Origin of the sequence: Streptomyces sp. NPDC102274 (genome assembly GCF_044766385.1) — a bacterium.
Taxonomy (GTDB): domain Bacteria; phylum Actinomycetota; class Actinomycetes; order Streptomycetales; family Streptomycetaceae; genus Streptomyces.
The window spans coordinates 254,030-267,667 of the sequence record NZ_JBIWLW010000007.1 but is presented as its reverse complement, the minus strand read 5'-3'; the positions used below and the strand labels follow the sequence as shown (position 1 = coordinate 267,667).

9 protein-coding genes are annotated in these 13,638 nt (G+C 70.8%); 5 read left to right on the top strand and 4 right to left on the bottom strand.

The annotated features are described in order from the left end of the window. Positions 1 to 50: 50 nt before the first annotated feature. From ACIRQP_RS12935 to ACIRQP_RS12925, 3 genes are all read left to right on the top strand, one after another. Positions 51 to 1,214, top strand: a complete 1,164-nt coding sequence (locus ACIRQP_RS12935) for a LacI family DNA-binding transcriptional regulator (protein ID WP_403887774.1) — start codon at positions 51 to 53, stop codon at positions 1,212 to 1,214. Positions 1,215 to 1,380: 166 nt separating this feature from the next. Beyond that, a complete protein-coding gene (locus ACIRQP_RS12930; RefSeq protein WP_403887771.1) occupies positions 1,381 to 2,364 on the top strand; it encodes a GNAT family N-acetyltransferase in 984 nt (327 codons plus the stop codon). Further along, positions 2,361 to 3,161: a sugar phosphate isomerase/epimerase family protein gene (locus ACIRQP_RS12925; RefSeq protein WP_403887924.1), complete on the top strand. Its 801-nt coding sequence runs from the start codon at positions 2,361 to 2,363 to the stop codon at positions 3,159 to 3,161. Before ACIRQP_RS12930 ends, ACIRQP_RS12925 begins: the two co-directional genes overlap by 4 nt. An 85-nt stretch (positions 3,162 to 3,246) precedes the next feature. Here the strand turns inward: ACIRQP_RS12925 and ACIRQP_RS12920 are convergent, their stop codons facing one another. Continuing rightward, entirely contained in the window at positions 3,247 to 4,299 is a 1,053-nt protein-coding gene (locus ACIRQP_RS12920; protein WP_403887768.1) for an EamA family transporter, read from the bottom strand. 112 nt (positions 4,300 to 4,411) lie between these two features. On the opposite strand from ACIRQP_RS12920, the gene ACIRQP_RS12915 reads away from it, so the two are divergent. After that, positions 4,412 to 5,320 carry a LysR family transcriptional regulator gene (locus ACIRQP_RS12915; RefSeq protein ID WP_403887765.1) on the top strand — a complete coding sequence of 303 codons (909 nt, stop codon included), beginning with the start codon at positions 4,412 to 4,414 and terminating at the stop codon, positions 5,318 to 5,320. Between the two features lie 153 nt (positions 5,321 to 5,473). Continuing rightward, positions 5,474 to 7,333: a glycoside hydrolase family 3 protein gene (locus ACIRQP_RS12910; RefSeq protein WP_403887762.1), complete on the top strand. Its 1,860-nt coding sequence runs from the start codon at positions 5,474 to 5,476 to the stop codon at positions 7,331 to 7,333. 99 nt (positions 7,334 to 7,432) lie between these two features. On the opposite strand, the gene ACIRQP_RS12905 is transcribed toward ACIRQP_RS12910, so the two are convergent. The 3 genes from ACIRQP_RS12905 to ACIRQP_RS12895 all read right to left on the bottom strand — a co-directional run bounded on the left by ACIRQP_RS12905 (position 7,433) and on the right by ACIRQP_RS12895 (position 13,461). Further along, positions 7,433 to 8,878: a S28 family serine protease gene (locus ACIRQP_RS12905; RefSeq protein WP_403887760.1), complete on the bottom strand. Its 1,446-nt coding sequence runs from the start codon at positions 8,876 to 8,878 to the stop codon at positions 7,433 to 7,435. A gap of 104 nt (positions 8,879 to 8,982) precedes the next feature. After that, positions 8,983 to 9,336 (bottom strand): hypothetical protein, encoded by a 354-nt coding sequence (locus tag ACIRQP_RS12900; protein WP_403887922.1) that lies wholly within the window; start codon positions 9,334 to 9,336, stop codon positions 8,983 to 8,985. A 207-nt stretch (positions 9,337 to 9,543) separates the two neighbouring features. Continuing rightward, positions 9,544 to 13,461, bottom strand: coding sequence for an ABC transporter ATP-binding protein (locus ACIRQP_RS12895; RefSeq protein ID WP_403887757.1), 3,918 nt, complete (start codon positions 13,459 to 13,461; stop codon positions 9,544 to 9,546). Positions 13,462 to 13,638 lie beyond the last annotated feature (177 nt).

The window sequence follows — 13,638 nt, the reverse complement described above, 5'->3', positions numbered from 1 at the left end:
GATCTCGCTCCGAACCCCTCTCGATCACCTGTCCCCCTCGGAGGAAAGCGATGACAGTCACCCTGGCGGATGTGGCAGCCCGCGCCCGGGTGTCACCCGCCACCGTCTCCCGCGTACTGAACGGCAACTATCCGGTCGCCGCCGCCACCCGGGAGCGCGTGCTGCGCGCGGTGGACGATCTCGACTACGTGCTCAACGGGCCCGCGAGCTCACTCGCCGCCGCCACCTCCGATCTGGTCGGCATCCTCGTCAACGACATCGCGGACCCGTTCTTCGGGATCATGGCGGGCGCGGCACAGACCGAGATCGGCGGCCAGGAGGGCACCGGCCGGGCGGGCGGCGAGAAGCTCGCCGTCGTCTGCAACACGGGCGGCTCGCCCGAGCGTGAACTCACCTATCTGACCCTGCTCCAGCGCCAGCGGGCCGCGGCCGTCATCCTCACCGGCGGGGCGCTCGAAGACCCGGGCCATATCGCGGCGATGACCACGAAGCTGGCGAAACTCGCGGACGCGGGGACCCGGGTGGTGCTGTGCGGACGCCCGCCACTGCCGGGCAGCGACGCGATCGTGGCTTCGCTGGCCTTCGACAACCGGGGCGGCGCACGTCGGCTGACGGAGCATCTGCTCACGCTGGGGCACCGGAAGATCGGCTATGTCGCGGGCCCGCTGGAGCGGACGACGACCCGGCACCGGCTGGAGGGCCACCAGGCGGCGCTGGCGGCCGCGGGACTGGGGGATCCGCCGTCGGGTGCGGAACCTGGCTCGGAAAGGGGCGAGAGATCCGGCGAAGGCCGAGCGGGGCAGGAGAGGCTGATCATGCACGGTCCCTACAGCCGCCGGTCGGGGTACGAGGCAACGCTGGAGCTGCTGCGCCGCGCACCGGATCTGACCGCCGTGGTCGCCGCCAATGACACGGTGGCGCTGGGGGCGTGCGCGGCGGTACGCGACCAGGGGCTGCGTATTCCGGAGGATGTCTCGGTGGCGGGCTTCGACGATCTGCCGTTCTCGGTCGACGCGACGCCGGCGCTGACGACGGTGCGGCTGCCGCTGTACGAGGCGGGGGCGCGCGCGGGCCGGCTGGCGATGGGCACGGAGACACCACCGCCGGGCGGGATCTCCACGATCACGGCCGAGTTGATGGCACGGGCGTCGACAGCGCCGCCGCGGGCCGACCGGGGGCGGGGACCGACCGGGGCCGCCGGGCCGGCCGACTGACCGGCCGCCGGCCGAACCACTGACCGGCCGCCCGGCCGCGAGTGGCGAAGGCACGTGACCGGAGACGGGTGGCGAGCTGACGCCAATGTGCGGATCGGGCCTTGCCGAGTATCGACGGACCGACGTAGCGTTGACTCAGTCAAAGAAAAAGGCCCGGGGGTGGATCATGGCCGTCCAGGAAATCCGCGCGTTCAACCGCTTCTACACGAATCTCATCGGGGCGCTCGACTACAGCAAGCACCTCTACACCCCGTACACGCTCACCGAGTCACGGGTGCTGTACGAGCTGGCCCACGCGCCGCGTACCGACGCCGCTGATCTGCGGGTCGAGCTGTCGCTCGACGCCGGCTATCTGAGCAGGCTGCTGACGAAGTTCGAGAAGGACGGGCTGGTCGGACGCGCACCGTCCGAGCAGGACTCCCGGCGGCAGCGGATAACGCTCACACCGCAGGGGCGCGAGGCCGCGGCGCTGCTCGACGAGCGGTCACGGGAGGCGGTGGGCTCACTGCTCGCCCGGGTCGAGCCGGCGCAGCGGCCCCGGCTCGCGGACGCGATGCGGACCGTACAGGACATCCTCGGCGCCGACCGCCGGGCGGCGCCCCACCGCGACGAGCCGGTCCTGCGCGATCCGATGCCCGGCGAGCTGGGCTGGATCGTGCAGCGCCACGGCGCCGCGTACGCCGCGGAGTACGGCTGGAACACCGAGTTCGAGGGGCTCGTCGCCCGGATCGTGGCGGACTTCGCGAAGGACCACGACTCCCGGCTGGAGCGGGTCTGGATCGCCGAGCTGGACGGCATCCCGGTGGGCTCCGTGGTGTGTGTACGGGACGACGCGCCGGAGGTACGGGACGAGGCCCCCGTCACCGCGAGGCTGCGCCTGCTGCTGGTCGAGCCCGGCGCCCGGGGACACGGGCTCGGTCAGCGGCTGATCGGGACGGTGGTGGATTTCGCGCGCGAGGCGGGGTATCAGGAACTGACGCTGTGGACCAATGACGTCCTCGCCGCCGCCCGCGCCCTTTACCAGCGGGCCGGATTCACGCTCGTCTCCGAGACACCGCACCACTCGTACGGAGCGGATCTGGTCGGCCAGGACTGGCGGCTCCCTCTCAGGACAGGAGCCACCGCATGCCAGGAAGGGATAACACCGTGAAATTCGCCTTCTCCACCCTCGGAGTACCGGGCCTGCCCATCGCCGATGTCCTCGCGCTCGCCGCGCGGACCGGCTACCAAGGGGTGGAGTTGCGCGCCCACCCGGAGGAGCCGGTCCACCCGGGCATCGGGCCAGACGAACAAGCCGCGGTGGTCGACGAGTTCCAGCGCGCCGGAATCGAGATCCTGACGGTCGCCGGATACGTGCGGGTGGCGCGGGCCGACGCCGACGAAGAGCGGCTGCGCCAGGAACTGGACGAACTGCTGTGGCTGGCACGGGATCTGGGCGCCTCCTTCGTCCGCGTCTTCCCGGGTGGCGGCAACCAGCCCGCGGCCGAGGCCGACGCGACGGCCGCGCGGCGGCTGGCCTCGGCGGCCGAGCTGGCGGCGGACTTCGGTGTACGGATCCTGTTGGAGACGCATGACTCGCACCGCACGGGTACGGCCGCGGCCCGGGTGCTGGGGCCGGTGGGGCACAAACATGTGGGGGCGCTGTGGGATGTGATGCACACCTGGCTGGGCGGCGAGGCACCTGCCACCACGCACGCGGCGCTCGCCCCGTATCTCGGCTACGTCCAGGTGAAGGACATCGCCTCGGCGGAGGACACGACGCCGCTGGCGCTGGGAGCGGGGGTGCTTCCCCTGGGCGAGTGCCTGGCGCTGCTCGATGACGACAACAGTTGGGTGTGCTGGGAGTACGAGAAGCGCTGGTATCCGCGGGTGGACGAGCTGCCGGGGCTGCTGGCGGCGGGGCGGGAGCATCTGGAGGGCCTGATCGCGGAGAGCCGCCACGGCTGACGGAGCCCGGGTGGGGAGGCGGAAGTGAAGGGGGCGGTAGAGGGGAAGGGGACAGCGGCGTCGCTGGGCGTCGGGGGCACCAGCATCAGGTCCGTGTCGGCGAGGACCCCGGCGTCAGGGACCCGGCGGGGCCGTTCGCGGCAGGGGTGGAGGTGGCGGGAGCGGGCTCGGCGAGAACCGGTCCGGCGGGGGCGGACGCGGCAGGTATCGGCTCGACAGGAGCCGGCTCGACAGGGAGCGATGTGGCGGGGAGCGGAGTAGACGGGAGCGGAGTGGCGGGGCTCCCGGTGCGGGACAGTGAGGTGAGGGCCACACCCCCGACCAGCAGCGCCGCCGCGCACCAGCGCAGGGGGCTGACGGACTCGCTCAGCAGTAGCGCCGCCGACGACATCCCGAAGACCGGGACGAGCAAAGAGAAGGGCGCGACGGACGAGGCGGGGTAGCGGCGCAGCAGGAAGCCCCAGGCGCCGAAGCCGAAGACGGTCGTGACCCAGGCAACGTAGAGGATGACGCCGATGCCGGTCCCGTCCAGGGCGCGCAGCGCCGCCAGATCGGCGGTCGGGCCCTCGAACAGCAGCGAGAGACCGAGCAGCGGCAGTACGGGTACGGCCGACACCCACACCATGAAGTTCAGGGCGTCCGGCGGGGACGCCTTGCGGGTGAGCACATTGGAGACGCCCCAGCAGGCCGCGGCGGCGATGAGCAGCGTGAAGGCGAGCAGCGGGCCCGAGGTGCCCTCGTCGACCGCCGCCACAGCGATACCGACCAGCGCGACGGCCATGCCCAGCAGCCGTACGCGGCCGGGCCGTTCACCGAGGGCGACCGCCGCGAACAGGGCCGTGAAGACGGCCTGGATCTGGAGAACGAGCGACGAGAGACCGGCCGGCATGCCCTGGTCCATGCCGACGAAAAGCAGTCCGAACTTGGCCACACCCAGCACCAGTCCGACCCCGATCACCCACTTCCAGGCGACCTTCGGCCGGCCCACGAAGAAGACCGCGGGCAGCGCCGCCGCCAGAAAACGCAGTGCGGAGAAGAGCAGCGGCGGGAAGTGGCCGAGCCCGACCTCGATGACAACGAAGTTCACTCCCCAGACGGCGGTGACGAGAACGGCGAGAGCGATATGAGTGGTGCGCATGCACCGAGGATCACCGAACCGGACTATGTAGCACCAGCGCGGATTTCTTCATGGTGGAATTCAGCGTTGCTTATGATTCACCGAGAACGATTCCCCGAGAAAGGGGGCAACGATGCTCGATCTGGCCAGGCTGCGCGCGCTGCACGCCGTCTCCGTCCACGGTTCCGTGGCCGCGGCGGCCGCCGCTCTCGGCTATACGCCCTCGGCCGTGTCGCAGCAGATCACCAAGTTGGAGCGGGAGACCCGTACGACCCTGCTGGAGCGGCGCGGGCGAGGCGTGGCCCTCACCAACGAGGCGCGCCATCTCGCCTCCACCGCCGAGGAGTTGCTCGGGATAGTGGAGCGCGCCGAGACCACGCTGGAGGAACGCAGAGGGCAGCCGACCGGGCAGCTCGTCGTCGGAGCGTTCGCTTCCTCGGCCCGTGGTCTGCTCCCCGGCGTTCTGGCGGAGCTGGCCGTACGGCACCCCACCCTCGACGTCCGGCTGCGAGAGATCGATCCGCATATCTCCATCGATCTGGTCGCCCGTGGTGCGATCGATCTGGCGGTCGCCCACGACTGGGACATCGCGCCGCTGCCCGCCCCCGAAGGCGTGGAGCAGGCGGTCATCGGGGACGATCTGTGCGATGTGCTCGTACCGGTGACGCATCCGCTGGCGGGGCGGCCGTCCGTACGGCGGGAGGATCTGTCGCGGCAGCGCTGGATCTGCCAGCCGCCCGGGTCGGTCTGCCACGACTGGCTGGTCCGTACGCTGCGCGCGGCTGGATGCGAACCCGATCTCGCGCACCAGGCCGAGGAGAACCACACACAGCTCGCGCTGGTGGCGGCGGGGCTAGGCATCGCCATGATTCCGCGCCTGGGGCGCGGGCCACTGCCCGAGGGGGTACGCGCGGTCCCGCTCGACCCCGTACCGATACGCAGGCTGTACGCGCTCTGGCGGACGGGCGCGGCCAGACGTCCGGCGGTCACGGCGACCGTGGAGACCCTGCGGCGGCACTGGCCGGCGGTCGCCGCCGCCTGAGCCGCGAGCCTCACCCCCGGGCCACGCCCGGCCCTCGTGGCTCGCGGGCGCTGTTCGTGGCGCGTCCCTTGACTGGCAGTTACTTTCCGGATATCCGTAAATCTTGGAAGTTTCCTTCACTTCCCTCGCAGCGCACGGCCGGAAGGAGCACCAGTGCACGACCGGACCATTTCCAGACGCGCCCTCCTCACCGCAACCGCCGTAGCGGCGGCGGCTGTTACGACCGCCACCGTCCCCGTAGCCACCGCCGTTCCCCCGCCCCACGAGCGAGCCCCCGACGGGCTCCTCCTCGACCGCCGCGACGGCCGCGATCGTCTGCGCCGCCTCATCAGCCGTATGAGCCTGGAGGAGAAGGTAGGCCAGCTTTTCGTCATGCGGGTGTACGGCCACTCCGCCACCGCGCCCGACCAGGCCGACATCGACTCCAACCTCGCCGAGATCGGGGTCCGCACGGCCGCCGAGCTGATCTCCACGTACCACGTCGGCGGCATCATCTACTTCGCCTGGGCGCACAACACCCGTGATCCGCACCAGATCGCCGGCCTCTCCAACGGCATCCAGAAGGCCGGCCTGGCCCAGCGCGTCCCCGTGCCCCTGCTCATCGCCACCGACCAGGAGCACGGCATCGTCGCCCGGGTCGGCAAGCCCGCCACGCTGCTGCCGGGCGCTATGGCGATCGGCGCGTCCCGTTCGCACTCCGACGCCCGCGAGGCCGCCCGGATCGCGGGCACGGAGCTGGCCGCGATGGGCATCAACCAGAACTACGCGCCCGACGCGGACGTCAACGTCAACCCGGCCAATCCCGTCATCGGTGTACGGTCCTTCGGCGCCGATCCGCAGGCCGTGGCCGGGATGGTGACCGCCCAGGTCAAGGGGTACCAGAGCGCCGGGATCGCCACCGCCGCCAAGCACTTCCCCGGTCATGGCGACACCAAGGACGACAGCCACTACGCGCTGCCCACCATCCACCACACCCGCGAACAGTGGACGGAGCTGGACGCGCCGCCGTTCCGGGCCGCGATCGCCGCCGGTGTCACCTCGATCATGACCGCGCACATCGTCGTCCCCGCCCTTGACCCGAGTGAGGACCCGGCGACCCTCTCGCACCCCATCGTCACCGGCGTCCTCCGCGAACAGCTCGGCTACGACGGCCTGGTGATCACCGACGCGCTCGGGATGGCGGGCGTACGGCAGAAGTACGGCGACGACCGGGTGCCCGTCCTCGCGCTGAAGGCGGGCGTCGACCAGTTGCTCAATCCGCCGGATCTCCACGTGGCGTGGAACGCCGTCGTGGCCGCGGTCAAGGGCGGCGAGCTCAGCGAGCGGCGCGTCGAGGAGTCGGTCCTGCGCATCCTCGAACTGAAGGACCGGCTGGGACTGTTCCGCGGTGATCCCTATGTCTCGCCCCGGGACGTGGACCGCGAGGTCGGCACCCGGGCGCATCTCACCGCGGCCGACCGGATCGCCGAGTCCACCACCACCCTGCTCGTCAACGAGCGCGGGCTGCTGCCCCTGAGCCGCCGCCGGGAGAGGAATCTGCTGGTCGTGGGCGCCGATCCGGCCTCGCCCTCCGGTACGACGGGGCCGCCGACCACCGTGCTCGCCACCGCCCTGACCGAACTGGGCTTCACCGCCACGGCCCTGTCCACCGGTACGGCGCCCACCGCGGCACGCGTCCAGGAGGCGGTGGAGGCCGCGCGGGGCAAGGACGCGGTGGTCGTGGCCACGTACAACGTCTCGGCCACCAGCACCCAGCGCACTCTGGTGAGCGCGCTGGCCGCGAGCGGCGTGCCCGTCGTCACGGTCGCCATCCGCAATCCGTACGACATCGCGTGGCTGACCGGTGTCACCGCGTCCCTCGCCGCGTACTCATGGACCGATGTCGAACTGCGCGCCGCGGCACGGGTGATCGCGGGCGGGGCGCGGCCCACGGGCCGGCTGCCGGTGCCGGTGCAGCGCGCGGACGATCCGGCGCGGGTGCTGTATCCCATCGGCCATGGACTGGGCTACTGACCGGCTCTATTGCCGGGAGGGGCACTGGAGACAGCGAAGTGCCCGCCGCTCATGGAGCATCGGTCCCATGAACGGCGGGCACCTCGAAAAGGCGACGAGCTACGGCCTCAAGGTCTGCTGCCGCTCCACCTTCTGACGGTCGAGCTTGGAGTCGAACGGAGCCAGCGGCTTCGCCTTCGACTCGTCCTTCTGCACGGCGGCCGGAGCGACGCCCGCCCAGGCCAGGATCCGGGCCGTGGCCTTCGCCTGCTGGTCCGGGACCAGACCCGCGACATTGGCACCGTGGTTGGCGCCCGGCGCCACATACACATAGCTGTCACGCGCGCCACTGCCGAGGCGGAACGGCTCCGCGCCCCACGGGTCGTTCTGGCCGTACACGAACAGCATCTGGTTCGCGTGGTGACGGACCCAGTTGTCGACGTCCGGCATCGTCAGCGGGTTGAACCTCATGGGGATGTCGCGCGGTACGAAGTTCCGCGGCGGCTGGTATCCGTACCGGCTCAGATCGCCCAGGTGCGGCTGCGTGATGTCGGGCGAGCCCAGCTGGGTACCGGCCTGGTAGTAGTACGGCGTGTACGTCGCCAGGCCCTGGTCCGTGTAGGCGGAGAAGCCGGAGATCGTGTCGACGGTGTCGTAGATCTCCTGGTCGGAGACGGTGGCCGCCGGGATGGTCTCGCAGTCGGAGAGCAGGCTGTACTGCCAGAAGCCCCAGACGAAGTCGAGCACGGTGGCCTCGTAGGCCTTGTCGAGCGTGCCGATCGTGTTGAACGTGGCGCTGTTGGCGTCCGCCCACTCCTTGAACTTCTTCTCCAGCGGCTCGCGCCGGACAAGCGCCTCGCGCTGCACGGCGTTGAGCTTGTCGCGGCACTCCTTGGTGCCGACGCGCTCGAAGAACCGGTCGTACGCGGAGTCCTCGTTGTTCCACACGTCGTTGGGCGCGACGTACGCGACGACACCGTCCATGTCGCGCGGGTAGTAGCGCTCGAAGTATGTGGCGGTCATGCCGCCCTTGGAACCGCCCGTGGAGAGCCAGTTCTTGGGGTAGATCTTCTTCAGCGCGGTGAAGATCCGGTGCTGGTCACTGGCCGCCTGCCAAATGTCCAGCTTCGACCAGTCGGCCGGCTGCGGGCGCGACGGGGTGAAGAAGCGGTACTCCATCGACACCTGGTTGCCGTCGATGATCCGGGTCGGCTCACTGCGGCTCGGGGTGGTGGAGACGTTGTAGCCACCGGTGAAGAAGACCGTGGGCCGGCTGGTGTCCTTGTGCAGCAGCGTGATGCGCTGCTGGAACGTGCCCTTGGACGGCTTCCGGTGGTCCACCGGCTGTGTGTAGTTGAGGACGAAGTAGCGGTACCCCTCGTACGGCTTCTCCTGGATCAGGCTCATCCCCGGGATCGCGAGGATTCGGTCCTTGATGTCAGTGGTGTCGGTGGCGGTGGCGGCCTTTTGATCCGCACTCCGATCAGCGGCGGTGGCCGCACCGGCTGTCGCCACCGCGCCTATGACCAGCACGAACGACAACACCCATCTCAGCGCCTTGCGCATTCACACTCCCTGTGTTCATGACAGACGCCGTGAACCTAGCCCGGTCACCGCCCGAACCGCCAGTCCTTGACCGTTTTATCCCGGGCAGGGCCCCCGCGCAATCCTCAGCAGAGGATCCAGCCGGTCGAACCCTTCCTCCCCGAGACGACCCCCGTCGCCCGTACACAGCGGTTCAGCGCGTGCACCGTGACCGGGCCCGCCCGCCGCGTGTAGTCGCCGCTGTCCACGACCGGATTGCCCCCGCGCGGCTGGAGACTGACCGACATCGCGCGCCTGGGCCCCGGCTTCTTGGCGACGGTCACCGCGCAGGCGTAGGCGCGGTTCTTGTAGACCCGCAGCTCACCGGTGGCGAAGCTCACCGTCTTCTGCGCCCGGCCCGAACAGACCGACGCGGCCTCGGCCCTTGACACGGTGGGAGCGGCCAGCGCCGTGGCTCCCGTGGCGATCAGCACCACCAGACAGTGCAGCAGCGTTCTTCTGATGCCGATTCCGCTCCCGGCCGTCCCAGCCGAACCGAACACGAACTGCCCCCTTGGCTACGCGGGTGTACATGCGTACGACGCGTGGGGAGCCGGGACGGTTGCGGAACCGCTCCCCGTGCAAGCGGGCAGTACCGCCGACCGCGCCCCCGGGCACACCCATCCGCCCCTGCGCGTCCCCGCGTCTCACCGCACCGCCGCGGGCTCCTCCTCGCCGATGAAGCTGCTCCACAGCCGGGTGTACCGGCCGTTCAGCGCGAGCAGTTGCTCGTGTGTGCCGTCTTCCACCACCCGGCCGTGGTCCATCACTATCACCCGGTCCGCGCGGGCCGCGGTGGTCAGTCGGTGGGCGACGACCAGGGTGGTACGGCGGCCGGTGAGCCGGTCGGTGGCCTGGTTGACCAGCGCCTCGCTCGCCAGGTCCAGCGCGGCGGTCGCCTCGTCGAGCAGCAGGATGTCCGGGTCGACCAGTTCGGCGCGGGCCAGGGCGATCAACTGGCGCTGTCCGGCGGAGAGATTGCGGCCGCGCTCGGCGACCGCGTGCAGATAGCCGCCGTCCAGCGTGGCGATCATCTCGTGGGCGCCGACCGCGCGGGCCGCGGCTTCCACCTCCGCGTCGGTCGCCTCGGGGCGCCCGTAGGCGATGGCGTCCCGGACCGTACCGGCGAAGAGATACGCCTCCTGCGGTACGACACCGAGGCGGTGCCGGTACGCCGTCATATCCAGCTCGCGCAGGTCCGTACCGTCCGCGGTCACCCGGCCGACGGTCGGGTCGTAGAACCGCGCGACCAGCTTGACCAGCGTGGACTTGCCCGCGCCGGTCTCACCGACGAAGGCGACGGTCTGGCCGGCCGGTATGCGCAGATCCACCCCGGTCAGCGCGGCCTCAGCGCCTCCGCCGCCGGAGAAGCCGCTGCCGGAGTCTCCATCGACGGATACGCCATCAGGGGAGACGCCGTCGGCGCGGGCGCCGTCGACCGGGGCGGCATCGGCGGATTGGCCCCCGTACGAGAACTCGACGCCCTCGAACGCGATCTCACCGCGCAGCGACAGCACGTCCAGCGGCTTCTTCGGGGCCGCCGTCGACGTCCGCTCCCGCAGCAGCTCCTGGATCCGGCCCAGCGAGACGGTCGCCTGCTGGTAGCCGTCGAAGACCTGCGAGAGCTGCTGCACGGGCGCGAAGAACAGATCGATGTAGAGGAGGTACGCGACCAGCGCACCGGTCGTCAGCGTGCCCGCCTCCACCCGCCCCGCGCCCACGATCAGCACGGCGGCCGCGGCCACCGAGGACAGCAACTGGACGAAGGGGAAGTAGACCGATATCAGCCACTGACCCCGTACCCGCGCCGAGCGGTAGTGGTCGCTGCGGGCCGCGAAGCGCTCGCCGCCGTCCTTCTCGCGCCGGAACGCCTGGACGATCCGCAGTCCGGACACGGACTCCTGGAGGTCCGCGTTGACGACGCTGATGCGCTCGCGGGCCAGTTCGTACGCCCGCACGCTCTTGCGGCGGAAGAAGTACGTACCGACTATCAGCACGGGCAGGGTCGCGAAGACCACCAGCGCCAGTTCCACATCGATCACCAGCAGCACGGCCAGGATGCCGAAGAAGGTGACGACGGAGACGAACGCGGTGACGAGCCCGGTCTGCAGGAAGGTCGACAGGGCGTCGACATCGGTCGTCATGCGGGTCATGATGCGGCCCGTCAGCTCACGCTCGTAGTAGTCGAGTCCGAGCCGTTGGAGCTGGGCGAAGATCTTGAGCCGCAGCGCGTAGAGGACACGTTCGCCGGTGCGGCCCGTCTTGCGGGTCTCGCCGATCTGCGCCGCCCACTGGACGAGCACGGTCAGCAGACCGAGCGAGGCGGCCGTCCAGACGGCGCCGAGGGCCAGTTGCTCGACGCCCTGGTCGATGCCGTGCCGGATGAGGACGGGGAGCAGCAGGCCCATGCCCGCGTCCACGGCGACGAACGCCAGGCTGACCAGCAGCGGCAGTCCGAACCCGCGCAGCAGCCGGCGCAGCCCGTACGCGTCCTCGGCGGCCACGGCGCGCGCCTCGTCGATCGCGGGCAGGTCGGTCGCCGGGGGCAGCGCCTCGACCTGCGCGAGCAGTTCGGGTGTGGCGCCGGGCTCCGCGGAGTCGGACGAGCCGCCGGGCGCCTCGTCCCGTTCCCACAGGGCGGGGGTGACACCACGCTCGGCGTCGAACTCCGCGTCGATCTCCGCCTGGAGGGCGCGGGCGTCCTCCACGGACTCCAGCGAATCCAGGGATCCGGCGGACGCCAGGGGGTCGGCGGACACCTCCGACTCGACCGTCCCCGTCTCGCCACCGGCCCCGGCCAGGGACTCGACGGCGACCGGCGTGTGACCGGGCGAGACTCCGCCCAGTTCGTCGGGCTCGGTCAGCAGCCGCCGGTAGAGGGCGGAGCGCCGCTGGAGCTCCTCGTGCGTACCGATGTCGGCGAGCCGGCCACCGTCCAGTACGGCGATACGGTCCGCCAGTCCGAGGGTGGAGCGGCGGTGGGCGATGAGCAGCGTCGTACGGCCGGCCATCACCGCGCGCAGGGCGTCATGGATCTCGTGCTCCACGCGGGCGTCCACGGCGGAGGTGGCGGCGTCGAGGACGAGCAGCCGGGGGTCGGTGAGGATGGCCCGCGCGAGCGCGATGCGCTGGCGCTGTCCGCCGGAGAGCGTGAGGCCCTGCTCGCCCACCTTGGTGTCGTAGCCGCCGGGCAGTTCCGAGATGAAGCCGTGGGCCTGGGCGGCGCGGGTGGCCCGGAGGATCTCCTCCTCGGTGGCGTCCGGCTTGCCGTAGGCGATGTTGGCGCGGACCGTGTCGGAGAAAAGGAAGCTGTCTTCCGGTACGAGCCCGATGGCGGCCCGCAGCGAGTGGAGGGTCAACTCGCGCACGTCATGGCCGCCGACCAGAACCGCGCCGTGCGTCACGTCGTAGAAGCGGGGCAGCAGCAGCGAGACGGTGGATTTGCCGCTGCCGGAGGAGCCGACGACGGCGACGGTCTCCCCGGGCCGCATCTCCAGCGAGAAGCCTTCGAGAACGGTCCGTCCGTCCTCGTACGCGAACGACACGTCGTCGAACTCGACCGACGCCTCGGCGTCCGCCGGCAGTTCCTTCGTGCCGTCCTGAAGGGTCGGTTCCGTGTCGATCAGCTCCAGCACCCGTTCCACCCCGGCCCGTGCCTGCTGCCCGATCGTCAGCACCATGGCGAGCATCCGGACGGGGCCGACGAGCTGGGCGAGATAGGTGGAGAAGGCGACGAACGTGCCGAGGGTGATCTGTCCCCGGGTGGCCAGCCAGCCGCCGAGCGCCAGCATCGCGACCTGCCCGAGCGCGGGGACGGCCTGGAGGGCGGGGGTGTAGCGGGCGTTGAGCCGGATGGTGCGCAGTCGCCCGGCGAAGAGCTTGCGGCCGGCCTCGCGGAGCTTTCCGGTCTCCTGGTCCTCCTGGCCGAACCCCTTGACCACGCGTACGCCGGAGACGGCCCCGTCCACGACCCCGGCGACCGCGGCGGCCTGCGACTGGGCGTACCAGGTGGCGGGGTGCAGCCGGGTGCGGCTGCGGCGGGCGATGAACCAGACGGCGGGGGCGACGGCCAGCGCGATCAGCGTCAGCGGCGGCGACAGCCACGCCATGATCCCCAGGGATATCAGGAACAGCAGCACATTGCCGATGGTCATCGGCAGCATGAAGAGCAGGCCCTGGATGAGCTGGAGGTCGCTGGTGGCGCGGCCGATGACCTGGCCGGTGGAGAGCGTGTCCTGACGCCGCCCGTCGAGCCGGGCGATGGTGTCGTACATCTCCGTACGCAGATCGTGCTGGACGTCGAGGGCGAGCCGTCCGCCGTAGTAGCGGCGGATGAAGGTGGTGACGTAGACGGCGAGGGCCGCGACGATCAGCAGACCGGTCCAGACGAGGAGGGAGCGGTCACCGCCCCCGATGACATCGTCGATGACGACCTTGGTGATCAGCGGGACGAGAGCCATCACCGCCATTCCGGCGAGCGAGGACCCGAGGGCGAGGACCACATTGCGCCGGTACCGCCACGCGTACCCGGTGAGCCGCCGTGCCCAGCCTTGCTCCGCCGCCACTGAGTGCCTCCCGATCGACCTGATCTGCCGGAAGGCACCAACGCGGGCCGTCGCGGATTTCATCCCTCCGTAACAAATACCGGTCCGCGGCCCCAGACGCACGGGCGGAGGTCCTAGGACCTCCGGGTCCCAGGACCTCCGTACCGGGTCCTCCGCTCCAGGGCGTGCTCCAGGGCG